General features: G+C 72.5%; 26 protein-coding genes. 9 read left to right on the top strand and 17 right to left on the bottom strand.

Annotation, left to right across the window (positions count from 1 at the left end; translation table 11 throughout):
• Positions 1–2 precede the first annotated feature (2 nt).
• Positions 3–584, top strand: coding sequence for a glycerophosphodiester phosphodiesterase (locus ACQPZX_RS12370; protein ID WP_433378817.1), 582 nt, complete (start codon positions 3–5; stop codon positions 582–584).
• On the opposite strand, the gene ACQPZX_RS12375 is transcribed toward ACQPZX_RS12370, so the two are convergent.
• Positions 568–2370, bottom strand: a complete 1803-nt coding sequence (locus ACQPZX_RS12375) for a diguanylate cyclase (RefSeq protein ID WP_433378820.1) — start codon at positions 2368–2370, stop codon at positions 568–570. The genes ACQPZX_RS12370 and ACQPZX_RS12375 overlap by 17 nt on opposite strands.
• A gap of 74 nt (positions 2371–2444) precedes the next feature.
• Positions 2445–2951 carry an ArsR family transcriptional regulator gene (locus ACQPZX_RS12380; protein WP_433378823.1) on the bottom strand — a complete coding sequence of 169 codons (507 nt, stop codon included), beginning with the start codon at positions 2949–2951 and terminating at the stop codon, positions 2445–2447.
• Between the two features lie 61 nt (positions 2952–3012).
• Here ACQPZX_RS12380 and ACQPZX_RS12385 point away from each other — a divergent pair, with 61 nt between their 5' ends.
• On the top strand, positions 3013–3777 hold the full coding sequence (locus ACQPZX_RS12385) for a M23 family metallopeptidase (protein WP_433378826.1): 765 nt from the start codon (positions 3013–3015) through the stop codon (positions 3775–3777).
• Complete coding sequence (locus tag ACQPZX_RS12390) at positions 3777–4529, top strand: SDR family NAD(P)-dependent oxidoreductase (RefSeq protein ID WP_433378829.1); 753 nt, start codon at positions 3777–3779, stop codon at positions 4527–4529. Before ACQPZX_RS12385 ends, ACQPZX_RS12390 begins: the two co-directional genes overlap by 1 nt.
• 24 nt (positions 4530–4553) lie before the next feature.
• Here the strand turns inward: ACQPZX_RS12390 and ACQPZX_RS12395 are convergent, their stop codons facing one another.
• The 4 genes from ACQPZX_RS12395 to ACQPZX_RS12410 are packed head-to-tail and all read right to left on the bottom strand — an operon-like array spanning position 4554 to position 6554.
• Positions 4554–5162, bottom strand: a complete 609-nt coding sequence (locus ACQPZX_RS12395) for a TetR/AcrR family transcriptional regulator (RefSeq protein ID WP_433378831.1) — start codon at positions 5160–5162, stop codon at positions 4554–4556.
• A gap of 34 nt (positions 5163–5196) precedes the next feature.
• Positions 5197–5919, bottom strand: a complete 723-nt coding sequence (locus ACQPZX_RS12400) for an FHA domain-containing protein (RefSeq protein WP_433378834.1) — start codon at positions 5917–5919, stop codon at positions 5197–5199.
• Between the two features lie 7 nt (positions 5920–5926).
• Entirely contained in the window at positions 5927–6310 is a 384-nt protein-coding gene (locus tag ACQPZX_RS12405) for a hypothetical protein (protein ID WP_433378837.1), read from the bottom strand.
• Positions 6291–6554: an ABC transporter permease gene (locus tag ACQPZX_RS12410; protein ID WP_433378840.1), complete on the bottom strand. Its 264-nt coding sequence runs from the start codon at positions 6552–6554 to the stop codon at positions 6291–6293. The genes ACQPZX_RS12405 and ACQPZX_RS12410 overlap by 20 nt, the downstream gene beginning before the upstream one ends.
• A gap of 109 nt (positions 6555–6663) precedes the next feature.
• Between ACQPZX_RS12410 and ACQPZX_RS12415 the strand changes: the two genes are divergently transcribed.
• The 3 genes from ACQPZX_RS12415 to ACQPZX_RS12425 are packed head-to-tail and all read left to right on the top strand — an operon-like array spanning position 6664 to position 10131.
• On the top strand, positions 6664–6969 hold the full coding sequence (locus ACQPZX_RS12415; RefSeq protein WP_433378843.1) for a hypothetical protein: 306 nt from the start codon (positions 6664–6666) through the stop codon (positions 6967–6969).
• A 5-nt stretch (positions 6970–6974) separates the two neighbouring features.
• Complete coding sequence (locus ACQPZX_RS12420; RefSeq protein WP_433378846.1) at positions 6975–7538, top strand: carboxypeptidase-like regulatory domain-containing protein; 564 nt, start codon at positions 6975–6977, stop codon at positions 7536–7538.
• Positions 7539–7548: 10 nt separating this feature from the next.
• Complete coding sequence (locus ACQPZX_RS12425; protein ID WP_433378849.1) at positions 7549–10131, top strand: hypothetical protein; 2583 nt, start codon at positions 7549–7551, stop codon at positions 10129–10131.
• 2 nt (positions 10132–10133) lie between these two features.
• Here ACQPZX_RS12425 and ACQPZX_RS12430 read toward each other — a convergent pair whose 3' ends face one another.
• Positions 10134–12350, bottom strand: coding sequence for a HelD family protein (locus tag ACQPZX_RS12430; RefSeq protein WP_433378852.1), 2217 nt, complete (start codon positions 12348–12350; stop codon positions 10134–10136).
• Between the two features lie 110 nt (positions 12351–12460).
• Between ACQPZX_RS12430 and ACQPZX_RS12435 the strand changes: the two genes are divergently transcribed.
• Both ACQPZX_RS12435 and ACQPZX_RS12440 read left to right on the top strand, forming a co-directional pair.
• Complete coding sequence (locus ACQPZX_RS12435; protein WP_433378855.1) at positions 12461–13891, top strand: hypothetical protein; 1431 nt, start codon at positions 12461–12463, stop codon at positions 13889–13891.
• A 42-nt stretch (positions 13892–13933) separates the two neighbouring features.
• Positions 13934–14299: a helix-turn-helix domain-containing protein gene (locus ACQPZX_RS12440; RefSeq protein WP_433378858.1), complete on the top strand. Its 366-nt coding sequence runs from the start codon at positions 13934–13936 to the stop codon at positions 14297–14299.
• Positions 14300–14943: 644 nt separating this feature from the next.
• Here the strand turns inward: ACQPZX_RS12440 and ACQPZX_RS12445 are convergent.
• The 5 genes from ACQPZX_RS12445 to ACQPZX_RS12465 all read right to left on the bottom strand — a co-directional run bounded on the left by ACQPZX_RS12445 (position 14944) and on the right by ACQPZX_RS12465 (position 18642).
• Entirely contained in the window at positions 14944–15561 is a 618-nt protein-coding gene (locus ACQPZX_RS12445) for an ATP-dependent Clp protease proteolytic subunit (protein ID WP_433378860.1), read from the bottom strand.
• The gene (locus ACQPZX_RS12450; protein ID WP_433378863.1) at positions 15558–16166 is read right to left on the bottom strand and encodes a ClpP family protease; all 609 of its coding nucleotides are present in this window, start codon (positions 16164–16166) and stop codon (positions 15558–15560) included. The genes ACQPZX_RS12445 and ACQPZX_RS12450 overlap by 4 nt, the downstream gene beginning before the upstream one ends.
• 129 nt (positions 16167–16295) lie before the next feature.
• The gene (locus ACQPZX_RS12455; RefSeq protein WP_433378866.1) at positions 16296–17324 is read right to left on the bottom strand and encodes an LLM class flavin-dependent oxidoreductase; all 1029 of its coding nucleotides are present in this window, start codon (positions 17322–17324) and stop codon (positions 16296–16298) included.
• Positions 17325–17392: 68 nt separating this feature from the next.
• A complete protein-coding gene (locus ACQPZX_RS12460; RefSeq protein WP_433378869.1) occupies positions 17393–17905 on the bottom strand; it encodes a hypothetical protein in 513 nt (170 codons plus the stop codon).
• 128 nt (positions 17906–18033) lie between these two features.
• On the bottom strand, positions 18034–18642 hold the full coding sequence (locus tag ACQPZX_RS12465; protein ID WP_433378872.1) for a LysE family translocator: 609 nt from the start codon (positions 18640–18642) through the stop codon (positions 18034–18036).
• Positions 18643–18716: 74 nt separating this feature from the next.
• Here ACQPZX_RS12465 and ACQPZX_RS12470 point away from each other — a divergent pair, with 74 nt between their 5' ends.
• Positions 18717–19583 (top strand): LysR family transcriptional regulator, encoded by an 867-nt coding sequence (locus tag ACQPZX_RS12470; RefSeq protein WP_433378875.1) that lies wholly within the window; start codon positions 18717–18719, stop codon positions 19581–19583.
• Positions 19584–19589: 6 nt separating this feature from the next.
• Here ACQPZX_RS12470 and ACQPZX_RS12475 read toward each other — a convergent pair whose 3' ends face one another.
• From ACQPZX_RS12475 to ACQPZX_RS12495, 5 genes are all read right to left on the bottom strand, one after another.
• Positions 19590–19832, bottom strand: a complete 243-nt coding sequence (locus tag ACQPZX_RS12475) for a hypothetical protein (RefSeq protein WP_433378878.1) — start codon at positions 19830–19832, stop codon at positions 19590–19592.
• A gap of 38 nt (positions 19833–19870) precedes the next feature.
• The gene (locus ACQPZX_RS12480) at positions 19871–20503 is read right to left on the bottom strand and encodes a response regulator transcription factor (protein WP_433378881.1); all 633 of its coding nucleotides are present in this window, start codon (positions 20501–20503) and stop codon (positions 19871–19873) included.
• Positions 20500–21627, bottom strand: coding sequence for a sensor histidine kinase (locus ACQPZX_RS12485; protein WP_433378884.1), 1128 nt, complete (start codon positions 21625–21627; stop codon positions 20500–20502). Before ACQPZX_RS12485 ends, ACQPZX_RS12480 begins: the two co-directional genes overlap by 4 nt.
• Before the next feature lie 4 nt (positions 21628–21631).
• The gene (locus ACQPZX_RS12490; RefSeq protein WP_433378887.1) at positions 21632–22123 is read right to left on the bottom strand and encodes a hypothetical protein; all 492 of its coding nucleotides are present in this window, start codon (positions 22121–22123) and stop codon (positions 21632–21634) included.
• A gap of 65 nt (positions 22124–22188) precedes the next feature.
• A complete protein-coding gene (locus tag ACQPZX_RS12495) occupies positions 22189–23175 on the bottom strand; it encodes an SDR family NAD(P)-dependent oxidoreductase (RefSeq protein ID WP_433378890.1) in 987 nt (328 codons plus the stop codon).
• Between the last annotated feature and the right edge of the window lies 1 nt (position 23176).

Genomic DNA, 23176 nt, shown 5'->3' on the forward strand with positions numbered 1-23176 from the left:
GCATGCTTGCGGTGGCTCATCGGGCCGGTAACTCCGTCGCCGGCCTGAGGGCCGCCCTCGCGGCCGGCGTCGACCTGGTCGAGTTGGACGTCAACCTGCGGCGGGACGCTCTGGAGGTACGCCACGGGCGGGCCCGCCGGGGCGCGGTCGTGCCGCACCTGGCCGAGATCCTGGCGGCCGCCGGCGACGACCCGCGCCTGATGCTGGATCTCAAGGGCCGCTCGCTCGAGGTCGCGTCCCGGGTCGCGGCGGCGCTGCGCGGCGGCCCGCCGGTGGCGGTCTGCACCAAGCAGTGGGCGATGCTGGACGCGTTCGCCGGCGACCCGGAGGTGCGGCGGATCCTCTCCGCCGCCAACCGGCTCCAGCTCGCCCGGTTGCGGGCCCGCCTGCGCGGTCAGCGGGCCGACGGCGTCTCGATCCGGCTGCGGCTGCTCACCGTCCCGATCGTGGCCGAGCTGCACCGCGCCACCGACCTGGTGCTGGCCTGGCCGGTCGACACCGCCGCCGACCTCGCCCGCGCCGAGCGGCTCGGCGTCACCGGCGTGGTCAGCAAGAGTCTGCCGCTGCTCAGCCGGCTCGCTTGAGCTCGTACATCTGAGCGTCGGCCCGGTGCAGCAGGGCGTCGTCGACCGGCCCGGCGGCGCAGCCCACGCTGGCCCGCACGACGACCCGGCGGCCCGCGATCGGGGCCGGCGTCCGCAGCGCCTCCCGGAACCGGGCGGCCACCCGCTCGGCCCCGGCCAGGTCCGTGCCCGGCAGCAGCACGGCGAACTCGTCGCCGCCCAGCCGGGCCGGCAGCCCGTCGCCGCTGCAGCCGCGCAGCGCCTCGGCCACGTGCAGCAGCACCTCGTCGCCGGCCGCGTGCCCGTACGTGTCGTTGATCGGCTTGAACCCGTCCAGGTCGATCAGCAACATCGCGGCCTCGTCGCCGCGCAGCTCCCGCATCCGGTCGGTGAGCAGGCGCCGGTTGGCCAGCCCGGTGAGCGCGTCGTGGGTGGCCTGGTGCTCCAGTAGGTCGTGGGCGGCGCGCGCCTCGGTGATGTCGCGGGCGTTGCTGACGATGCCGTGGACGCCGGCCTCGTCGAGCAGGTTCATGGCGACCACCTCGATCCAGCGGTACGAGCCGTCGGCGTGCTGGAAGCGCGCCTGGTAGCTGATCTGCGCTCCGGGCCCGCTGTACAGCACCCCGAGCCGGCTCCGCAGCTCGTGCCGGTCGTCCTCGTGGATGAACTCCACCAGCGGGAAGCCGTCGAGGTCCTCGGGCCGGTGGCCGAGCACCGGGAGCACGGCCGGGGTGACGTAGCGGAGCTTGCCCTCGGCGTCGCAGATCGAGGTGATGTCCGAGGAGTGCCGCAGCAGCGACTCCAGCCGGTTGCGCTGGCCGTCCAGGCGGTCCAGCAGCCGGTTGTTGTCCCGCAGCGCCAGCGACTGCCGCACCGCCACCAGCACGAAGCTGATGAACAGGCCGGTCACCGCTACCCAGCGGCGCGCGACGCTGCCCTCGTGCAGCGCGTCGACGAGCACGCCGAAGACGATGGCGGTGGCCGCGTACGGAAAAATGCTGAATCGCCGTCGCCGCCCGGTCTGCCGGCGGATCCGGGGGTTCTTCTCCTGCAGGCGCGCGGCCGCCGCGATCAGGAAGCAGGGCAGCAGGATCAGGACGGCCTGCACCGAGACCAGGTCGTCCCGGACGCCGGACGGGATGATCATGCTCGTGAGGCTCTGGATCAGGGCGCCGCCGATCATCGCGGCCGCCGCCGAGCCGTGCAGCGGGCTGTGCCCCGAGCGGCCCAGCCGCATCGCCACGAAGACGCCCAGCATGAGCACGGCGAAGCCGGACATCGCGGTGGCGAACGCCGCCGGCCCGGCCATGGCCAGGGCGGGCCGGGACAGCAGGCACCAGGAGAGCACGCCGGCCGCGCTCAGCACGGTCGCCGCGTCGAGCGCGAAGCGCAGCCGGGACGCGCCGGAGACGGCGCCGATCGGGTAGGCGAGGGCCACCGCCACGACGACCAGCGTGCCGGCCACCGCGGCCGCCGACTGCGCGGCTATCGGGGTGAGGGTGCCCGGCGTGCCCCGCGCGAGAGTGAGCGCGATCTGGCTCAGGTCGCCGGCCGCGAAGATCGCGGCGGCCGCGGCCATGGCCCGCCAGAAGCGGCGCTCGGGCGCCTCGGTGGCGGCCCGCCCGGCCCGGCGGGCCAGCAGGAACAGCGCGATGTCGAGGGGCGGCAGCGACAGCCAGGTGACCAGCACCTGGGTGCGGGCGCCGGCCCCGCCGGCCAGGAACCACAGCGTGGTGGCGAGCCACCAGACACCCAGACCGGCGACGACCGGGTCATGCCACGGTCGCGCGCGTACGGCAGCAGGCATCGGTTCTCCCGATCGAGGGTCTTGACCAGACGCTGATCGGCACGGCCCACAAAGATCTGAGCATTACTCGGCGGTCAACGCTGGACGCAGGCCATGATCACGAGAAGGGGGACGATGCGCTCGGGCGGGACCGTGTAGCGCGCGCGGCCGGTCGTGCGCAGCCAGCCGGCGGCGGTCAGCTGGCGGACGTGGTGATAGAGCTGGCCGGTGCTCTCGATGGCGTCGATCGCCTGCAGCTCGGCGGCCGAGCCCGCCCCGCGCAGCACCTCGCGCAGGATGCGCACCCGCGCGGGGTGGGCCAGCGCCGCCAACGCCGGCGCCTGCTCCGCCCAGTCCCACTCGAGCAGGCCCTCGACCGGCGCGCCCTGCTGCCACTCGTAGTGCTCGCCGCCCGGCAGGTCGACCAGCCCGGTGAAGAGCACCGCGCCGGGCTCGGCGGCCAGCTCGCGCAACTGCCGCAGCGCCCAGAACTGGTCGGGGTCGTCGCCGGCCGGGGCGGGCCGCACCCGCGGCGCCTCCAGCGCGTCGAGGCGCTGCTCGACCCGGGTCAGCCTCGCGGCCAGCTCGTCGGGTTGGGTCACGAGCATTCCTCCGTTACTTTGGAAGTACGTAATTCCGAAGTCTAGCGCTCGGGAGGAAATCATGGCTCGCCTGGCCGCCCGCGTACGGATTCCGTTGCTGTTCCTGGTTGTGCTGGTGATCTTGGGCCAGCGGGTGTTCCCCTACGACATCGCCTGGTGGGTCTCGGTCCCGCTGCTGGGCGGGGCGATGGCGCTTTACTTCTTCGTCGGTCGCGTGCGCGCCGAGCCGGTGCTCGTCGAGCCGCCCGTCCGCGGGCCGTGGCGCGCGGCGAACAGTCCCGCGAGCCGGGTGCCCAGCCATGGCGTGCATGCCTACGGCCAGACGTACGCGATAGATCTTGTCTTTGATCGTCCCGGAGTTTCGCGTCCCCGGCGTCCGGCCGATTTCCCGGGCTTCGGTCAGCCCCTGTTCGCGGCGGCGGGCGGCCGCGTGGTGCGGGTGTCGCAGTGGCAGCGCGATCACTGGGGGCGCACCTCGGTGCCCGGCGTGCTGTTCCTGCTGGCCGAGGGCATGGTCCGGGAGCTGTTCGGCGCGGGTCGCGTGATCGGCAATCACATCGTGATCGACCAGGGTGACGGCCGCTACGCGCTCTACGCCCACCTGCGGCGCCACTTGGCGATGGTCCGCCCCGGCGATCGGGTGGCGGCCGGGCAGCAGCTGGCGAGCTGCGGGAACTCCGGCAACTCCAGCGAGCCGCACCTGCATTTCCAGCTGATGGATCACCCGCGGCCGACGTTCGCGGCGGGGCTGCCGTTCGAGTTCGCCGGGGGCGTGCCGGCCAACGGCACTTTCGTCGCCACAGAGAGTTCGTTACAGTCACTGTAATGAGAGTCGTCTTGGTGACCGGCGCGAGCCGGGGGATCGGCGCCGCCACCGCGCGGGGTTTCGCGTCGGCCGGCGCCGCGGTTGTTCTCGTCGCTCGGGATGCGCAACGGCTTGGTGCGGTGCGCGACGAGATCGAGGCGGCGGGCGGGGTGGCCGTCGCCGTGCCGGCCGATGTCAGCGAGCTCGCGGCGACCGAAGAGATGGTGGGCCGGGCGGTCGGTGAGTTCGGGCGGCTCGACGTCGCGGTGAACGCGGCCGCCGCGCACGGGTCGCGGCCCCGGCCGCTGGCCGACGTTCCGCCCGAGGAGTTCGACGCGGCCCTCGCGGTGACCCTGCGCGGGACGTTCCTCTCGATGCGCAGCGAGATCCCGGCGATGATCGCGTCCGGCGGCGGCGCCATCGTCAACGTCGCCTCGACCGCCGGCCTGCGCTCGATCTCCGGCCTGGCCGGCTATGTCGCCACGAAGCGAGCGCTGATCGGGCTGACCGAGAGCGCGGCGCTCGACTACGCCGCCCAGGGCGTGCGGATCAACGCGATCGCGCCCGGCCCGATCCACACCGAGCAGCTCGACCGGGCCGGCGCCGCCGCGCGCGACCACGTCGCCAGGGCGGTCCCGGCGCACCGGCTCGGCACCGTCGACGAGGTCGCGGCCGCCATCCGCTGGCTGTGCGAACCGGATGCCGCCTTCGTCACCGGCAGCACGCTCGTCATCGACGGTGGCCTGCTCGCCGGGACACCCACCTTCGCCTGAAGGGAGAGCGCGGCGCCGCTCGTCTTACGGCCAGCCGGCCAGCCCACCCGCGAGCAGGCCGAACGCCTCCTCGGCCGCGGTTCGCATCCGCCGGTCGAGTGCGGCCGCGGGCTCGCCGGCGAGCAGCCCCTCCCGATAACCGGCGATCACGGCCTGGTGCACCGCGATGAGCGCCTGCGCGGCCACAGTGGGCCGCAAGTCACCGGGCGGCGCGCCGGACGAGGCGGCGATCAGATCGCGGAGCCGCTCGGCGTAGCGGGCCAGGATCTCGCGCTCGCGCACCCGGAGGGCCGCGCTGGAGGCGAGCATGGCGGCGAGCGTGGCCGCCCGGGGTTGGGCGCCGCGCGCGTACGTGTGAAGAAGAAAATCCCGGACGGCGTCGAGCACCGAGGCGCCGGGCGCCCGCGACCGGACCGCCTCCAGCAGGGCGGCCTCGAAGGCCTGATCCCCCGAGTAGACCAGGTCTTCCTTGGTGGCGAAGTGGTTGAAGACCGTCTTCTCGGTCACGCCGGCGGCGGTGGCGATCTCGACGACGGAGACCTTCTCGAAGCCGCGCTCGGCGAACAGTTCCATGGCCGCGGCCGCGATCCGGGCGCGCGTCTCTTCCTTGCGCTGCTGACGCACATCGTTCATTACCGTCACTGTAAGCCGCGCGCCGTCCCGCCGATCACTGCGGCCAGTTGGTGTTCTGCAGGCGGCGCAGGCGAGCGGCGGCGCTCACGTGCAGGACGATCCCGGCGATCAGCGTGAAGGAGCCCAGCGCGGCCAGCGCGAAACCGACGGCGCCGAGCGGGATGCCGCCGGCGATGTCCGGACCCAGCGGAGACGGCGCCGCGGACGGCGGCGTGTTCGGGTCGAGGTCGGGAATGGCCTGGATGAAGGCGATCACCCCGTACCCGAAGAGGCAGAAACCGGCGGCGAGGCAGAGGAAGCCGAAGGTGACCAGCCGCCGCCCCTTGGTCTTGGTGGCGGAGATGTCGGCGAGGAAGCTCTCCCGCTCGGCGCGGATGTAGTTGAACTGGTCGCGGCCGGCCATGTTGATCTGGTGGGCGTTCTGCTGGCCGGCCTGGAACGAGACGTCGGGCCGGAAGTCGGCGCCGGGAGCGACGACCCGGGCGTTCACGCTGCCGAAGGAGACGACGTCGCCGGCGCGGATCTCGGCGGAGCCGTGGATCCGCCGGCCGTTCACATAGGTGCCGTTCAGCGAGTCGAGGTCGTGCACCGTCATCCGGCCACCGCCCACCTCGATGGTCGCGTGCCGCCGGCTGACCGTCGGGTCGTCGAGCCGCGCCGACGGATCGCCCTCCCGGCCGACCGTCGTGGCCGGCCGCAGGAGGATCCGGATGTGGCTGAGGTGCGGCGTGGTCACCTCGAGGACCGGCTCGGACACGGGAACCTCAGCGCAAGAGGTTGAGCACTGCCGCGCCGGCCGGGCCGAGCCAGCGCCCGAGGGTGGTGAGCGGCCCGGCCAGCGCCGCGCCGGCCGTCGCCAGCGCGCCGTAGCGGCTCAGCGCCGCGGTCAGGCGCTCGATGCGGCCGGCCGCCTGCTGCCGATCCGGCTCCCCGGCGGCGAGCTCACGCTCGACCGCGACGGCGTCGGCCCAAACCTGCTCCCGTACGCCCGGGGGCAGGGCCACCTGCGCCACGGCAACCCGCAGAGCTCGCGCGGCGGCATACGCGTCGTGCGACCCGATCACCGTGCCCTGCGGCCCGGTGTTGTATTGATCGCCGCCGGCCATATTGATCTGCGCGGCATTCTGGTTATTGATGTTGAATACCATGGCTACCTCTTCCGAGGCCCCGGCGCCATTCCGTGCGAGCCAGCAAACTCAGTGAAATGGTGGCGACGGCCAGCCCGATCACGATCACCCATTCCAGCGCGCCGCTCCCGTTGTCGGGATCCCACCCGGTGAGCGCCTCGATCCACTCGCGCGAGATCACCGTGACCACGGTCAGAACGGCCGTGATCGACGCGAGGACCACCTCGGCCCAGAATCGTGGTGGCAGTCGGCGTGATCGATTCATGGCTCCATTCTTTGCCGAACCGGATCGTCATTCCCGGCACCGTCCTAGATCCGACCGCGGCCGTCGCACGTTGGGCGTAATTTCGGTGACGCCCTACAGAGGAGCCGCTATGGCGAGCAAATTGATCGCGTCGACGGGGAAAGTGTCGGAGTTGCGTGTCATCGAGTTGCGCAGCCGCCACGGCCCGCCGGACGACCAGATCGATGTCGAGGTCGTGGCGAAACTCGACTCCGTCCCCGACCGCGGGCTCGGCTTCCAGCTCCGCGACGACGACAACCGGCCGGTGCGGCAGGGCATGCTCGACCTGCTTCGGGACGCCTTCACCACCGGCTGCCGCACCCGGATCGAGTACTCCATCGACCTGGACGCCGGCAAGCACAACGGCACCGTCGTACGCGTGATCCTGCAGAAGTAGCGGCCATGGCGCCCGATGCCAGAATCATCGTCACCGGCCAAGTGGACGAGCCGAGGGCCGGCGTGCGGGCCTGCCTGGCCCGCGGCCACGCCGGCATCGCGACGGCCGACGCCGGCGAGGACGGCCGGTTCGAGCTCTCCGCCAGCGGCCCGGCCGGACCACTTCTGCTGCTCGTGCTGGCCGAGGGCCGCGACGCGGTGCGGCGGCGCCTGGCGGTCGAGCAGCCCGAGTCGGCGGTCGATGTCGGCCGGCTCGAGCTGGTACCGGTGGAGTTTCCCGCGGGCGTACACGGAATCCTCTGGGACGAGGACGCGCAGGCGCCCATCCCGGGCGGCGCCGTCACGCTCTCCGCCGGGGACAGAGCCGTCGCGGGTCCGGTCCGGGCCGATCCCGACGGCGCCTTCACGATCCGGATGAGCTGCGACCGGCCGCTGCCGCCGGGCGATTACCTGCTGGATGCCGTCGCTCCGGGCTTCGCGGCCACGGTCCGGTCCGTGCGGATCGCCCTGGAGCCGTCGGTCACCGCGGTCGGCCGGATCGACCTCGATCCGCTCCCGCGCAACGACTGAGAGAGGCGTCGTGCGAATCACTCCGATCGGCCCGCGGCGCGACAACACACGCTTCTCCTTCGGCGGGGACTACCAGTCGGTCTCCGGCAAACAACTGTGCATCGCCTGCTCCCCGGACGGCGGTCACGTCTACCTCGGCGGCCAGGCCGGCGTGTGGCGTTCCGTCGACGGCGGCCTGCACTGGGACCACGCGGAGTGGCCGCAGCCGCCGCAGGATCGGCCCCGGCCGGCCGGCGCGCTGCCGGTGACCAACGTGTACGACCTGTGGGTGCACCCCGACCGGCCCGACGTGGTGCTCGCGGCCACCGGCCGCGACTTCCGGCGCCCGGAGGCGAGCGGCGTCTATCGCTCCACCGACGGCGGCGAGACCTGGGCGTTGGTGCACCAGTTCCGCGACGGCGCCGGCAACCCCACCATCGTCAGCTCGTTCGCCGGTGCCCCGGACAACGCCGAGCTGGTGTTCGCGGGCGGGTCGGGCGGGCTCGCGGCGAGCGAGGACGGCGGCCGTACCTGGCGCGCCATAGTGGTCGCGCCCGCGGCCGCGGTCCACCACGTCCTGGTGGGCGCGTCCGTCGGGGGCGCGCGGCACGTGTACGCGTCCGGGTCGGCCTTCTGGCACTCGGCGGACGGCGGTGTCACCTGGCGCGTCGACCCCGGTGGCCCGGCCATCGGCGCTCCGACCGACGGGGTCGGTGAGAGCTCCCGCGCGACCTGCCTGCACCCGGCCAACCCCCGCATCGTGTACGCGCGCCGGGCCGTCCGGGTCGGCGACACGAACGTCGAGGAGTTGCTGAAGGGAACGTTCCCCGTGGGCGACGGCCCCGGCAGTTGGACGCGGTTGCCCAACCCGCCGATCGGCTACGCCGGCACGACCGCCAGCGGCGCGAGCTTCGTGCTCGTCCACCGCGCGCCCGATGGCCAGCTGCTCTTCCTGGTCTCGGACCGCCGCACCACCCATCTGGCAATCGGCGAGCCGAACGAGGCCGGGGACTGGGCCCGGATCGACGGCGACCCGGTACACGTCGATCCGCACGGCATCGCCGCGAGCCGTGACCTGCGACGCAGCACCGCGCCGTCGATGGGCCGGCTGTTCCTGATCAGCGACGGCGGCGCGTACGTGTCGGCCGACGGCGCTCGCACCTGGACCCAGGGCCTGGGCCTGTCCACGCTGGGTCTGGTCAACGCCGCCGTGCTCTCGGTCGCCGGCCGGCCGCAGGGCATCTGTCTGCAAAGTGGCGACAACTCCGGCTTCTACAGCCGCGACGGCGGGACGACCTGGGCGACCCAGGACTACGTCGGCGGCGACAACGACTGCACGTTCGCCGATCCGCGTCAGCCCGACCGGCTGGTCGTCTTCGCGCCGCGCGCCGGTAACCGCGAGATCTTCCTCTACACCGGCCCGAACGGCGCGGTGCCCGACGCCGCCCGCGGCACCACCCAGCGGCATCGCGTCAAGGGGCCGCCGTTGGAGGACGGCCAGGACAACGCCCTCTGGAACGCGGTGAGCGGCTTCTACTTCGCGGGCTACCGTCCGCTCGTGCTGACCGTCGCCGGCGAGCAGCCGCTGCCGGACGGCGACTTCGTGGTGATCTGGACGCAGTTCGCGGCCGATCGTGCCCTGCTCCTGCGCACCACCAAGCTCTCGGCGCTGACGGCGAGCGAGGACTGGGTGACCACCGCCGTCGCCGACGGCCCCGGCGTGAAGGTCTTCCGGCAGGGTCCGCCGCTGCCGGTCACCGTCGATGTGGTCCAGGCGAGCGGGGGACACGCGCGGCCGACGTTCACGGCCGGGGAGTCCGGCGGTTCCCGGCGTGCCTTCCGCTGGCGATCCGGCATGGCGGGCTGGGCGCCGCTGGTGCCGTCGACCGGCGAAGGCCCGCGGCAGGCGGTCCGGTTCTTCGCCGACCCCTACCGCCCGGAGCTGGTCTACGTGCTGGACACCGATCACGTGTGGCGTACCGACGACGGCGGCGGCCATTGGGTCGTCGACGCCGGCCTGGAGCGCGTGCTGACTCTCGACGGTTTCTCGTTCTCGCAACGCGGCTCCGGGGTGCTGCTGCGTGACATGGCCTTCGATCCGCGTCTGGACGCCCGGTTCGCGGCCGGCCCGCGCGGCGTCTTCCACACGGCGGACGGCGTCGGCTGGCGGCACCTGGCGTTGAGCTCGGCGCTCGGGGCCCAGGTCAACGGCCTGTTCTACGATCCCGGCGTCACACCGTGCGACCGCGCCCTGTACGCGTCGACGACCGCCCGCGGACTATTGCGCCTCCACCCGCTTCCGCCCGAATGGGACACCCCGCAGGGCAGCGTCAACGCCGCCACCGGTCATCTCACCGAGCTGCGGGTCCACGAGCTGCACGGCGGGTTCGGCCCGCCGACGGACCACCTCGACGCCGAGGTGGTGGTCCAACTCGACGCCGAGCCGGGCAAGGCCTTCGGTTTTCCCCTACGGACCGGGCACGGCGAGGCGCAGGCCCGCGGCATGCTCGACCTGCTGCGCGACGTGTTCCGCGCCGGCCGCCGGGTTCGGCTCGAGTACGTCCGGACCGGCTGCCGCACCGGCACCCTGATCCGGGTCGTCGAGCCCGGCTGACCTCATCGTGCCGGGTCCACCGGCGGAAGCGGTTTGCGGTGCAGGATGGTCAGGCTCGCGACCGCCCGCGTCAGCACCACATAGAGCCGGTTCCGGCCGCGCGGCTCGGCGGCCACGATGTCGGCCGGCTCGACGACGATCACGTGGTCGAACTCGAGGCCCTTGACGAGGGCGGCCGGCAGATAGGCGTCCGCGGCGATGACGGCCACCGTCGCTTCCTCCGGGATCGCGGCTACCGCCTCCCGCACCGCGGCGTCCAGATCGTCGGTCTGGCGGATCGAAAGCTCGCCGCCGGGGCGGTAGGAGCGGGTCGGTGTGAGGCCGGGCGCCAGGTACTGCGCCGCGTAGTCGGCGATCACCTGCGGCACCCGGTAGCCGGTGTTCAGCTCCAGCGTGCGGGACTCGCGCTTGCCGAGCCGCTCGACCAGCGCGGGCCACGAGCCGGCGGCCAGCGGATGGGTGGCCTGGCCGAGGTCGCCGACGATCGTCATCGAGGCGTGCTCCGCGCGGCGGGCGATCATCCGGCACTCCATCGGCGACAGATCCTGCGCCTCGTCGAGGATCACGTGCAGGTAGGGCTCCTCGGCTGGGCCGTCGTCGGGCTCCTCCACCGGCAGCGGCTCCGCCAGCAGCGGAACGTAGCCCTCCTCGCCGTGCGGGTCGTAGCCGTCCGTCCACCCGACGACCCGGTGACCCTCGCGCAGGATCACCATCTCGGACCACCGCTGCGCCGCCGCCACCGCGTCGTTGTCGATGCCCGGGCCGGCGACCGCGATCGGTGTCGGATGGCCCGGCGCGTACAGCTCCCAGCCGTCGCGCAGGCCGCAGGACAGGACGAAGGTGCTGACCGTGCGGGTCCCGGTCGAGAGCTCGCGCAGCTTCCATTCCGGCTCGGTCACCCGCGCCGCGACCGGCGCCTCGCCGAGGAGACCGGCCAGCTCATCGAGCAAGGGCACATCATCAACGGCAAATTCTTTCCCGTACGAGGTGGCAAGCGTCCTCGCCGCATCGGCATCCAGGCCCACCACCCGCGCCGGATCGGCGAGCCACCCGAGGACGCCGGCCGGGGTCAGCGGCGGCCACCAGGCGAACAGGAACTCGTGGAACTCGCCGCGTCCCGCGATCTCGTCGATGAAAAGCTGCCGGTCCAGGTGCTCGCCGTCCACCTTGGACCACAGCGCCCCGATCAGGGCCGCGGCGGCGGCGCGGCGCGCTGCGTTGGGCTTGGCGGCCTTGGCGCGGACCTTGCGGCGGGCCCGATCCAGGTCGCTCGCGTCGAGTTTGAGCACCTGCCCGGCGTACACGATGCGCATTTGACTTGGGCTCTCGGGCGGCGCCTGCCAGATCAGCTCGGCGAGGACCCCGAGCATGCGATCGTCGCCCTTGACGCGGGCGACCTCGGCCGGATCGCGGCGCTCCGCGACGACGCCGTCGACCAGCTCGCCGATGGCGCGCAGGTGCACGCTGTCCTCGCCCAGCGACGGCAGCACCCGGCCGATGTAGTTCGTGAACACCGTCGACGGCCCGACCACCAGGATCCGCCCGTCGGTGAAGCGGCCCCGATCGGTGTAGAGAAGGTACGCCGCGCGGTGCAGCGCCACCTGCGTCTTGCCCGTGCCCGGCCCGCCGGTGATCACCGTGACGCCGCGGGCGGGCGCCCGGATCGCCTCGTCCTGCTCGCGCTGGATGGTCGTGACGATGTCGCGCATGTGCGGCCCGCGCGAGCGACGCAAGGCGGCCAGCAGCGCACCCTCGCCGAGAACCCGCAGGTCACCCGTGTCCTCGGCGAGCACGTCGTCGTCGAGATCGAGAACCTCCTGCCCCCGGCAGATGATGACCCGGCGGCGCAGCACGCCGAGCGGATCGCCCGTGGTGGCACGGTAGAACGGCGCCGCGGCCGGCGCCCGCCAGTCGATGAGCAGCGGCTCGGTGCCGTCGCGGACGCCCAGCCGTCCGATGTGGTACGTCTCGTGGTCGTCGAAGTCGAGCCGGCCGAAGACGAGCCCCTCCTCCTCGGCGTCGAGGGCATTGAGGCGGGTCGCGGCCCGGTGGACCAGGGCGTCGCGCTCGACGAGCCCGGTGGCCGGTCCGGCGGCGGCCCGGCGATGACCCTCGTGGGCGAGCGAGCCGGCCCGTTCCCGCATGGCGTCGAGCCGTGCGTAGACCCGGTCGACGATTTCCTGCTCGGCGGCGATCTCCAGCGTTCTGACATCGGGCACGACCAGAGCATATGTGCTGGTCAGCGCCCAGAAATCATCATCTGCGACGATTCGGGCCGGGTGGTCGGGCGGTTACAATGGAGGTGGCGAGCAGGACGGATGATGAACGGGTGACCCTGCGCCGGCCGTACGCTGATCGCCTGTTCTTCCTGTTTTTCGGCGGTTTTCTCCTCGCCGGGACCGTGCTGCTCGCCGGTCTGCTGCTCGACGACGACCTCAGCTGGGCCGGTTGGCTCTACCGCGGCGTCGCGGCGCTGTTCGCGCTGTGGCTGGGGATCTTCTCGCTGCGCTATGCGGTGCTCCCGTTCCGGATCGACATCGACCGCCTCGGCTGGACCGTGCGGACCCCCGACCTCGACCGCTACCTGCGCTGGGACGAGATCGACAAGGTGGCGATCGCCCCCGGCCCCAAACGGTCCGAACGGCTGATCGTGGTGCCGGCCACCGGCGTGACCCTGGACGTGCGGCACAGCGCGCGGGCCACCCTGGACGATCGGCCGGCCGTGGAGCTCTTCCGGTTGGGTGAGGTGGCCTACGACGACGGGCGCCTGGCCCGCGACCTGGCCGAACTGGCGGGCGACCGCTTCCAGAACCGCGTGGCCCGCCTGACCCTGCCGCTGGGCCGCCAACTCAGCCCGTTCCCCGGCCCGCTCGACCACGCGCGCTTGCGAAGGTGGCTGAACAGGCGGACCGCCCTGCTGTTCACCGGCTGGTACCTGCTGGTCCTGCTGCCCGCCCTGGCCATCGTGGACCTGGCCGCGACCGCACACGAGCTGCTCGGCGCGGTGGTGCTGGTGGCCGCCCTCATCGGCGTGGCGGCCGCCCTGATCCGGGCCGCCACGATCTTCAGCGACTCCCGGCGCCTGGCCCACACATCCGCGTCGATAGACGGCCCCTACCTGGTGACCTCGGCGTATGACATCAAGCGACGGATCCCGCTGCAGTCCGGCGAGGTCGCTGTGCTGCCGCCGGGATCCAAGCGCGGGTACGGCAAGGCATGGCTCCTGACCGACACCACCCCTTGCCTGCTGCTGAGCTCTCCCCACACCGGCCACGTGCGCAGCGCCGACGACTTGCGCATGCTGTCCGCCACCCTGAGCGAGTCCCCGCACGACTCCGATCGGGCGGCGGCCCTGGAGCTCGACCGCCTAGCCACGTCTTCGCTCGTCACCGTGCCGCTTGATCGCGCACAGCTCTCACCCGCGCCCGCCTCGCCTGCGCCAGTCTCTTCCGCGTCTGCCTCTTCCGCGTCTGCCTCTCCCGCACAGATCTCTCCCGTGCAGGCGGGTACCGCGGACGGCGCCAATCTCTGGCTCGCGCTGACCGCGATCGGCCGGGTAGTCGGCTGGCTAGCAGTTGTGGCCACCATCGCACTGGCCGGCGGCACGATCGTCGACAACTCCTCCTTCGTGGGCCCGGCCCTGATCCTCGGCGCCGCCGCCCTGTTCGGCGTGTGGATCCTCTACGCCCTGTACCGCATCCTCGGCCTGCTAGGCGCCCTCATGAGGTTCGCCGGCCGGGCCTTCTACGCTCGTGGCTGAACGGGGTTATGGCGGCGACGCCCCGGTCAGTAACGTGTGGCCATGACTGAGAACGCGCGGCCCCGGCCCCTGCTCCGCACGGTGGTGGGCGAGGCGCTGCGCCGCCATCGGCAGGAGCAGCAACGCACCCTGGCCGAGGTGGCCCGCGAGGCCTGCGTCTCAGTGCAGTACCTCTCGGAGGTGGAGCGCGGCCGCAAAGAGCCCAGCTCGGAGATCCTCGCCGCCGTCTGCGACGCCCTGCAGATCGACCTGTCCGAGCTCGTGGTCGAGGTCGGGCAGGAACTCGCCTTCGACCGAGTCCCCGCCGAGGTCGTGCGCCTACGCCTAGCCTCGATCACGTCGATCGCCCCCGCCCCGATGGCGCCCCCGGCACCCCGCTCCAGCACCACCATGCTCATGGCCGCCTGACCAGCCGCCCACCGCCCCACCGCACATCCAGCCGCCGACGCACCGGCTCGCTCACCGCCTCGCTCACCGGCCGGTCGCCCAAGCGGCCGAGCACTCGTGCGCCCGTGCGCCCGTGCGCCCGTGCGCCCGTGCGCCCGTGCGGCCGTGCGCGCGTGCGGGCTGGCGCGCCCGGGCCTCAGGCGGTCGAGACCCGAGCGGTCGAGCGCGCGAGCGCCCAGACGCCCCAGCAGGCGAGGGCTTACGCGGACGAGCGCGCCCAAGCACCGAAGCGCCCCAGCGCGCGAGCGCCGCAACGGACGAGCGGCCGACGTCGTGCGGCGCGACGGCCCAAGCGCCCCAGCAGGGAGCCGCCGCAGCAGGGGAGCGGCCCTAGCGGGGGAGCGGCCCCAGCGGGGGAGCGGCCCCAGCGAGGGCGGGGACTCAGCGCGGGGGAGCGGCCTCGGCGGGGAGCGGCCCGGTGAAGGAGCGGCCGAGCGCTCGGCGCCCCAGCGGCCCCAGCGCGCAGCGGGCGAGGGCGGGCGCCCGTGCCGCCCCGCGCCCCGTGCCCCGCCGGGTGAGCCCCCAACGGCCGGTCGCCCAAGCGGCCCAGTCGCCGCGGGGGCTGCTGCCTTGTGGGCTGGCGGCCTCGCGGCGAAGGGCCGGAATCAGGCCGCGCTGTCCAAGCGATAAGCCCGCGCCTCCCTCCGGGTGATGACCTTGTCGGCCAGGCCGTAGGTGACCGCCTCGGCGGCCGTCAATGTCATGCTGCGGTCGGTGTCGGCCCGGATCTTCGAGACCGGGTGGCCGGTGTGGTCGGCCAGGATCTGGTCCATCTCGGCTCGGACCTTGGCCACCTCCTTGGCCTCCACGGCCAGGTCGGGCAGCGTGCCGCGGGCCTGGCTCGACGGCTGGTGCAGCGTCACCTTCGCGTGGCGCAGCACCGACCTCTTGCCGGGGGTGCCGGCCGCCAGCAATGCCGCGGCCGCGGACGACGCCTGGCCCACGCAGATGGTGGCTATGTCGCAGCGTACGAAATGCATGGTGTCGTAGATCGCGGTGAGCGCGCTGAACGAGCCGCCGGGCGAATTGATGTAGAGGCCGATCTCCTGCTCACCGCTCGACTCCAGGTGGATGAGCTGGGCGATCACGACGTTGGCCACGCCGTCGTCGATCTCGGTGCCGAGGAAGATGATGCGGTCGGACAGCAGCCTCGAGTAGATGTCGAAGGCGCGCTCGCCGGTCGCGGTCTTCTCGATGACGGTGGGGATCGTGTACTGGCTCATACGCCCAGTCCCATCGGCTCGCGGGTCATGGCCGGTCGCACGTCGTCGACGCTGTCGAGGATGTGGTCGATCAGGCCGTACTCCCGGGCCTCCGAAGCCGTGAACCAACGATCTCGCCGGCTGTCCAGCTCGACCGTCTCAAACGGCTGGCCGGTGTGCTCGGCGGTGAGCCGCAGCAGCAGCGTGCCGATGCGCTCTAGCTGCTCCGCATAGATCTCCACGTCGGCCGCGGTGCCGCCGAAGCCGGCCGAGCCCTGGTGCATGAGGATCTGCGCGTGCGGCAGCGCGAACCGCTTGCCGGGCGTGCCCGCCGTCAGCAGGAACTGGCCCATGCTGCCGGCCAGGCCGAGGGCCAGGGTGCTGACGTCGTTGGGGATCAGGCGCATCGTGTCGAAGATGGCCAGGCCGGCGCTCACCGAACCGCCGGGGGAATTGATGTACAGGCTGATCGGCGCACGTGGGTCTTCCGCCGACAGCAGCAGCAACTGGCCGCACAGCCGGTTGGCCACCGGGTCGTCGACCTCGGCGCCGAGAACGATGATGCGCTGGTGCAGGAGCCGCGAGACCACCTGGTCGTCGACGGGCACCCCGGTCGGTGTTTGCATGACGTCTCCCTCGTGCTTGGCCGGAACTTCTGGGTCCACCTTCCGGCGGGGGGAAGCTCCGGGCCAAGCCGATCTGCCATCAGCAGATGAGGGCCTCGAGGCGTCTGCCAACAGCAGAAAAGGGGGCCACTAAGCCACGAGTTCGCGCACCATGGGAGCGACCTTTGTGCCGAACAGCTCGACCGCCCGGGTCCGGGCGCTGACGCTCTGCGCCCCGGCCGTGTAGATCAGGTCGAACCGCCCGACGTCGAGCGCCTTGACCGCCTTGGCGATCTTGCGAGCGACCGTGTCGGGCGAGCCGATGTACAGCGACCCGTGCGCGACCTCGGCGTCGAACTCCGCACGCCGCAGCGGCTGCCATCCGCGCAGCTTGCCGATCCGGTCCCGGATCACCTTGTACGCGGGGTAGAACAACTCCTTGGCCTCCTCGTCGGTGTCCGCGATGAAGCCGGGCGAGTGCATGCCGATCGGGTGCGCGACCGTGCCGAGCTGGTCGGCGGCCCGCTTGTAGAGGTCGATGTACGGCGCGAACCGGTCCGGCTGCCCGCCGATGATCGCCAGCATCAGGGGCAGGCCGTAACGGGCGGTGCGGACCACCGACTGCGGGGAGCCGCCGACGCCGACCCACGCGTCCAGCCGGCCCGACTCGGTCTTGGGGAAGACGTCCGCGTTCTCGAGCGCCGCCCGGGTCGTGCCGCTCCACGTCACCGGCTCCTCGTCGAGCAGACGCACGAACAGGTCGAGCTTCTCCTCGAAGAGCACGTCGTAGTCGGTCAGGTCGTACCCGAACAGCGGGAACGACTCGGTGAACGACCCCCGGCCCAGAATCGCCTGGGCCCGGCCGTGGGACAGGGCGTCGACGGTCGCGAACCGCTGGTGCACCCGGACCGGGTCGTCCGAGCTCAGCACGGTTACGCCGGAGGCGAGCCTGATGCGCTTGGTGCGGGTGGCGATGCCGGCCAGGACCGTCTCGGGGGTGGAGATGGAGTATTCCGGGCGGTGGTGCTCGCCGAGGGCGATCACGTCGACGCCGAGGTCATCGGCGAGCACGGCCTCGTCGACGACCTGCCGGATCGCGGCGGCGTGGGAGACGGGTACGCCGGAGTCGTCGACCGGCACGTCGCCGAAGGTGTCGAGACCGAGCACGAGATCACTCATGATGCTGTCCTCCTGTAATTGACATGTCAATCATGCGATCGGCAGGTCGAACGCGGAGGACCGCGAAGTTATGCCCGGGTCTTGCGCAGCAGCAACACGCGGTGGACGTCCTTCCAGACGGCCGCCAGCGACCAGGTGCTGACCGAGGTCACGAGCGACGACCTGGTGACCTTGGAGCCGCCGGCGTGCTCCTGCGGGCACGGATCGCCGGGCGACGGCGCCGGGGTGGTGCCCGAGATCCCGGCGTGCGCGCCGTCGATCCGGAAACCGGTCACGTCGCGGTAGCCCGAACTGGCGCGCGTCACGCTGACGTTCAGCTCGTAGTGCCCGTAGTCGTGCTGGTGCACCATGCGGAACGGGCTCCCGCCGCACGAGACCGTGTAGGTGTCCTCGCCCCAGAACCCGTGCTGGAAGGCGACGCCGGCCGCCCGCGCGGACAGCGTCGTCGCGGACCAGCCGAACGCCTCCCGGACTTCCGTCGCGCCGACATAGCCCGAGTTCGTCGATGGGTCGAAGGTCACCGGCGCCGGCGCGAGGCCGACGGCGAGGGCCGCGCCGGCGGCGGCGAGTTGGGGAAGCATGTCCGACTCCTGACCTTGGCCTGCGTTTTCATCGCAACTAACGATCATTCCCGCCGCGCGGCATGCCTCGCTGAGAAACGCGACAAGGACAAAGACCCCTATCCCGTACGGTGTGAGCACCGCCCTGTTCAGTGAGTGGCGGTGATCAGCCTGATCGCGACGGTGGCCAGGATCAGGCCGGTCACCCGCTCGATGCGGGCCTTCACCCGCGGGCGCTTCAGCCAGCGGCCGAGCCGCTCGACGGCGGCGACGTACAGGCCGAACCAGGTCAGGTACAGCGCCGCGAAGATCACGGACAGCAGGGCGGCCTCGGCCCGCGGCGAGCCGCTGTCGGTGCTGAGGAACTGCGGGAGGAAGGTGACGAAGAACAGCGCCACCTTGGGGTTGAGCGCGTTGGACAGGAATCCCTGCCGCAGGTACGCGGTCCGTCTCGCCGGCGTCGCGCCCCGCTCCTCGGCGACCGCGGACTGGCGTGACCACAACATCTGCGCCGCCAGGAACAGCAGGTAGGCCGCACCGACGATCTTCAGCACGGTGAACGCCGTCGCCGAGGCGAGCAGCAGCGCCGACAGCCCGAGCGCGGCGGCGCCGGCGTGCACGCTGAGCCCGAGGACGCCGCCGACCATCGTCAGCAGCCCGCCGGCCCGGCCGCCGACCAGTGCGTTGCGGGTGATCAGGGCCTGATCCGGCCCGGGCAGCATGATCAGTACCAGGGCCGCGATTGCGAACGTCATCATGGCTCGACCCTGCCGCCCGCCAATCGATAAGTCCAATGCCAGTCTTCGCCCCGATGCATGCCTAAAATTTATGGATGGTGACCCTGGTACAGCTCCGGGTGATCGACGCCGTCGGCCGGCACGGGTCGGTCACCGCCGCCGCGAAGGAGCTGCTCTACACCCAGCCGTCGATCAGCCATCAGCTGTCCCGGCTGGAGTCGCAGCTCGGCGCCCAGCTGGTGCAGCGGGTCGGCCGCGGCATCCGCCTGACTCCCGCCGGCCGCCTCCTGGCCGACCGCGCGTCCGAGATCATCGGTCGCGTCGACTCGGCCACCACCGAGCTCGCCGCCCTGGTCGGTCTGAACGCCGGGCGCGTCCGGCTGGCCGGCTTCAACTCGGTCATGAGCTCGCTGGTGCCGCAGGCGGCCACGGTCCTCGCCCGGCGGCATCCCGGCCTCGAGCTGGGCCTGACCGACGTGCACCCCGAGGAGGCGCTGCAGCAGCTACGGTCCGGCCGCGCCGACGTCGCGCTGATCTTCCGCTACGACGACACCACCCCCGAGGACGACTCCATCCGCCTGACCCACCTGCTCGACGACCCGCTCTACCTGCTCACCACCACCGGCGGAACGGCACTGACCGACCACGCCCGCACCCCGTGGATCGCCGGTTGTGAACGCTGCCGCAGCCACCTGGTCGAGCTGTGCGAGGGCGCCGGTTTCACCCCGCGCCTGTCCTACACCACCGACGACATGGTGGTCATGCAGAGCCTGGTCGCGGCCGGCATGGGCGTCACCACGATCCCCGGCCTGGCCCTGCGGGCCCACCGCCACCCGGCGATCACCGCGACCCGCCTCCCGGTCCCACCCCGCCAGATCTACGCCGCCACCTACGGCGAGCCCCCCGACCCACCAGCGACAGCGGCGCTGCTGGCCGCCCTGACCGAGGCCGCCAACGCTTGAGCAATGTCAGCGGTCGCCTACCAGCTCGTCGATCTCGGCCAGCAGCTCGTCGCAGCGATCATTGGCCTCCGTCCCGCCGCTGGGCAGAGGCGACGGCTCTTCGTCGTCGCGCTCGGGGCGCCGTGGCTTCGGATGCGGCGGTGGCGGCTGCGTAAGGATGAACCGGCGACGCGCGGCAGAGACGGCCCGCGGATCCTCCGGACCCGCTTCCACATGAGACCGCTCGGCGGTGCGTTGCGACTGCGTCACGCCGCCCAGTCTGCTCCTCCGGGCGCCATGGTCACCATCTATCCGTCGGAGCGGCCCGAGGCGATCGCCGCCGCGTGGGCGCGGTCCCGGGCGCCCAGCTTGGCGAAGATGGAGTTGATGTAGCTCTTCACCGTGGCCACGCTCAGGAACAACTCCGCCGCGATCTGGGCGTTGTTGTGCCCCAGCGTGATGGCCTCCAGCACGTCCGTCTCGCGAGCCGTCAGCGCCGGGAACCGTTCCCGCAGGCCGGGCCGCGGCGCGAACCCTTGCACCAGCCGGTCCGCGATCTCCTTGGCGAACGTCGCCTGCCCGGACGCCACCGATCGCACCGCGGCCGCCAGTTCCGCCCGGCCGGCGTCCTTGGTGAGATAGCCGCGGGCCCCCGCGCGCAGGGCGCCGGCGAGGGATTCATCGTCGGCGTAGGTGGTCAGCACCAGAACCGCGGTCCCAGGCGCCTCGGCCACGATTCTGGCGGTGGCGCCGGCGCCGTCCAACCGGGGCATGCGCAGGTCCATCAGGACCACGTCGGGCCGCAGCGCCAGCGTCCGGCGCACCGCCTCCTCGCCGTCCGCCGCATCGCCGACCACCTCGATCCCCTCGGCGAGGCCCAGCAGCGTGACCAATCCGTCCCGCACGGTTGCCTGGTCGTCGGCCACGAGCACCCGGATCATTCCGCCGGCCTCCCGGGCAGGCGCAGGACAACTTCAAAAGACGGCCCATCTCGTACGGTCATAGTGCCGCCCGCCTCGGTCACGCGCTCGCGCATGCCCGCCAGGCCGTGACCACCGCCGGGCGAGGCGCCCGCGTCGTGGACCGTCGGCGTGGTCGCGGTGATGGTCAGCATGGTGTCGTCCCAGTCCAGATCCAGGGTGGTGGCGGCGCCGGGCGCGTGGCGCCGGGCGTTCGTGAGCAACTCTTGCACGGCGCGGCGGACGGCGGTGCGGGACGCGGCGTCCAGGGTGCCGCGGTCGGCGTCACCGCGGACGGCGATCTGGCCGCCCAGGGCGCGGTGGGCCTCGGCGAGGGTGGCGACCACGGCGGAGAGCGGCTCGTCGGGCTCGCGCAGCGCGGTGACAGCCTGCTTCGCCTCGTTCAGACCGGAGACGGCTAGCTTGCGCGCGGCCTGGACCCGGTCGCGGGCCTGGTCGGCCTGGCCCGACTCGAGCAGCGCGTCGACCGCCTCCAGCTGGATGACCAGCCCGCCGAGCGAGTGCGCGAGCACATCGTGCAGGTCGCGGGCGATGCGGGAGCGCTCGGTCAGGGCGGCGACCTGGGCGCGCTCCTGCTCGACCGCCAGCCGTTCCTCGAGCAGGGCGCGGGACTGCTGCTCCGACATGCGGTACTGCCGGCGGCTCAGCCCGCCGAAGCCGCAGACGCACAGCAGCGACACCACGCCGAAGACGGCGCCGCGCTCGGCCGGTTCGATGAGCAGGCCCACGCCGACCAGGACGAGCGAGCCCGCCGTGGCCGCCCCGACCAGGCGCAGCGGGATCACCGGGGCGCCGGCCAGGGCGAGCAGGGCGACGGCGGCGGGGACGAACGCGATGACGTCGGTGGTGACCCCGGCGAGCGAGCCACCGGCGATCATGCCGAGGTAGAGCGCCGTGCGGACCCGTACCCATCGCTCGGGACAGAGAACGGCCAGCGGCCAGAGTGACCAGGCCACCCAGGCCGCCACCGCCAGTGCCGCCGGCGCGTCGCGCAGCGACCGCTGGGCGAGGTCGGCGCCGATCAGCGCGACGCCGGCCAGGTTGAGCATCACCGCCCAGGGGCGACGCGCCGGGAACTGGGGCACGGACTTATCTTCCGGCCATCTGCGGCGTGCGGCGCGGCTGGCGCGCCGAGACCACCAGCGCGCTCGCGGCCCGGTTGAGCGCGAGGACCAGCAGGATCGTGCCGGTGGAGACGGCCAGCACGGAGCCCATCCGGTGGCCGGCGACGTCGAGCACCACCCGGACCGCGATCAGGCCGATCCAGATGCCGACGCCGAGCCACCCGGTGCGGCTCTCCATCATCCCCGGGTTCGTGGGTGAGGGGCGGAACCGGGCGATCCGCCCCATCAGCGTGCCGGAGGCCACCGCCAGCAGGCCGGAAAGCCCGAGGATCACCACGTCGACGGGGTGGACCGTGGTGTTCTGTTGCGCCATCGAGAGGACACCGGCGACGCCCAGGATGAGCGGCAGCTTCCACATCCGCGCCGGGTCGACCGGGCGCCAGGAGAGCTGCTTGGAGCAGATGTACGCGATGATGACGAGGCCGATGCCGAGGTTGATCAGAGCGCTTGTGGTCATGCCTCGAGAGTCGGCTTCCCAGCCCTTTTCGCGTACCACCCACGGGTGGTGATCGGGGTGGTACCTCAGACCTGGCCGGCGCCGCCGTCGACGTAGATCTCGGTCCCGGTCATGAAGGTGCTGGCGCCCGAGGCCAGGAAGGCCACGGTGTCGGCGATCTCCTCGGGCCGGCCGAGCCGGTTCATCGGCACGCCCGACGCCAGTCCCTCGAGCAGCTGCTCGGCCGCCTCCGGGTCGGGGGCGAGCCCGCTCAGGCCGGGCGTCGCGATCGGGCCGGGCGCGATGCTGTTGACGCGGATGTCCCGCCCGGCTAGCTCGGCGGCCCAGCTGCGCGTGAACGAGCGCAGCGCCGCCTTGCCGGCGGCGTAGACGCTGAAGGCCGCGGCCCCCTTGACGTCGATGTTCGAGCTGGTCAGCACGATCGAGGCGCCGCGGTTGAGCAGCGGCAGCACGGCCTGCACGGTGAACAGCGTCCCGCCGACGTTGGTATTGAACGTGGCGGCGTAGTGCTCCCAGCTGATGTCGCCGAGCGAGGCGAACTCGCCGCCGCCCGCGTTGGCGAACAGGACGTCGAGCCCGTTGCCGCGGTCCCGGACAGCGGCCGCCACCCGGCCCAGGTCGTCGAGGTCGGCGACGTCGGCCCGGACCCCGGGTGGCGTTCGCGCCGATCGCGGCGACGGCCTCGTCGAGGGCGTCCTTCCGGCGGCTGCTGAGGAAGACGTGCGCGCCCTCGGCGGCCAGCCGGCGGGCCGAGCATGTACACCGCGCACGGCAACAAGGAGGAGCTTTTCCGGCGGGCGGTCGCGCGCTACGCGGAGGCCGACATGGCGTACGCCCGCGAGGCGCTCGCCGAGCCCACCGCGTACGCGGTCATCGAGAAGTTTCTGCGGGCGAACGCCGACGCGCTCACCCGGCCGGACCGGCCGCACGGCTGCCTGTCGATCCAGGGCGGCCTCGCGAGCGGCAGCGACGACGGCGGCGCCGCGCGGTTCCTCGCCGCCAGTCGGCTGGCCGGCGAGCGCCGGCGTCGACCGGGCGAGCCTGTACGCCACA

The organism is Actinoplanes sp. CA-142083, from assembly GCF_050942195.1.
Taxonomy (GTDB): Bacteria; Actinomycetota; Actinomycetes; order Mycobacteriales; family Micromonosporaceae; genus Actinoplanes.

Excerpts from the sequence above, each read along its gene's own strand:
- ACQPZX_RS12370 (WP_433378817.1), top strand. The coding sequence starts at position 3 with ATGCTTGCGGTGGCTCATCGGGCCGGTAACTCCGTCGCCGGCCTGAGG.
- ACQPZX_RS12375 (WP_433378820.1), bottom strand. The coding sequence starts at position 2,370 with ATGCCTGCTGCCGTACGCGCGCGACCGTGGCATGACCCGGTCGTCGCC.
- ACQPZX_RS12385 (WP_433378826.1), top strand. The coding sequence starts at position 3,013 with ATGGCTCGCCTGGCCGCCCGCGTACGGATTCCGTTGCTGTTCCTGGTT.
- ACQPZX_RS12390 (WP_433378829.1), top strand. The coding sequence starts at position 3,777 with ATGAGAGTCGTCTTGGTGACCGGCGCGAGCCGGGGGATCGGCGCCGCC.
- ACQPZX_RS12395 (WP_433378831.1), bottom strand. The coding sequence starts at position 5,162 with ATGAACGATGTGCGTCAGCAGCGCAAGGAAGAGACGCGCGCCCGGATC.
- ACQPZX_RS12405 (WP_433378837.1), bottom strand. The coding sequence starts at position 6,310 with ATGGTATTCAACATCAATAACCAGAATGCCGCGCAGATCAATATGGCC.
- ACQPZX_RS12410 (WP_433378840.1), bottom strand. The coding sequence starts at position 6,554 with ATGAATCGATCACGCCGACTGCCACCACGATTCTGGGCCGAGGTGGTC.
- ACQPZX_RS12415 (WP_433378843.1), top strand. The coding sequence starts at position 6,664 with ATGGCGAGCAAATTGATCGCGTCGACGGGGAAAGTGTCGGAGTTGCGT.
- ACQPZX_RS12420 (WP_433378846.1), top strand. The coding sequence starts at position 6,975 with ATGGCGCCCGATGCCAGAATCATCGTCACCGGCCAAGTGGACGAGCCG.
- ACQPZX_RS12440 (WP_433378858.1), top strand. The coding sequence starts at position 13,934 with ATGACTGAGAACGCGCGGCCCCGGCCCCTGCTCCGCACGGTGGTGGGC.
- ACQPZX_RS12445 (WP_433378860.1), bottom strand. The coding sequence starts at position 15,561 with ATGAGCCAGTACACGATCCCCACCGTCATCGAGAAGACCGCGACCGGC.
- ACQPZX_RS12450 (WP_433378863.1), bottom strand. The coding sequence starts at position 16,166 with ATGCAAACACCGACCGGGGTGCCCGTCGACGACCAGGTGGTCTCGCGG.
- ACQPZX_RS12455 (WP_433378866.1), bottom strand. The coding sequence starts at position 17,324 with ATGAGTGATCTCGTGCTCGGTCTCGACACCTTCGGCGACGTGCCGGTC.
- ACQPZX_RS12460 (WP_433378869.1), bottom strand. The coding sequence starts at position 17,905 with ATGCTTCCCCAACTCGCCGCCGCCGGCGCGGCCCTCGCCGTCGGCCTC.
- ACQPZX_RS12465 (WP_433378872.1), bottom strand. The coding sequence starts at position 18,642 with ATGATGACGTTCGCAATCGCGGCCCTGGTACTGATCATGCTGCCCGGG.
- ACQPZX_RS12470 (WP_433378875.1), top strand. The coding sequence starts at position 18,717 with ATGGTGACCCTGGTACAGCTCCGGGTGATCGACGCCGTCGGCCGGCAC.
- ACQPZX_RS12480 (WP_433378881.1), bottom strand. The coding sequence starts at position 20,503 with ATGATCCGGGTGCTCGTGGCCGACGACCAGGCAACCGTGCGGGACGGA.
- ACQPZX_RS12490 (WP_433378887.1), bottom strand. The coding sequence starts at position 22,123 with ATGACCACAAGCGCTCTGATCAACCTCGGCATCGGCCTCGTCATCATC.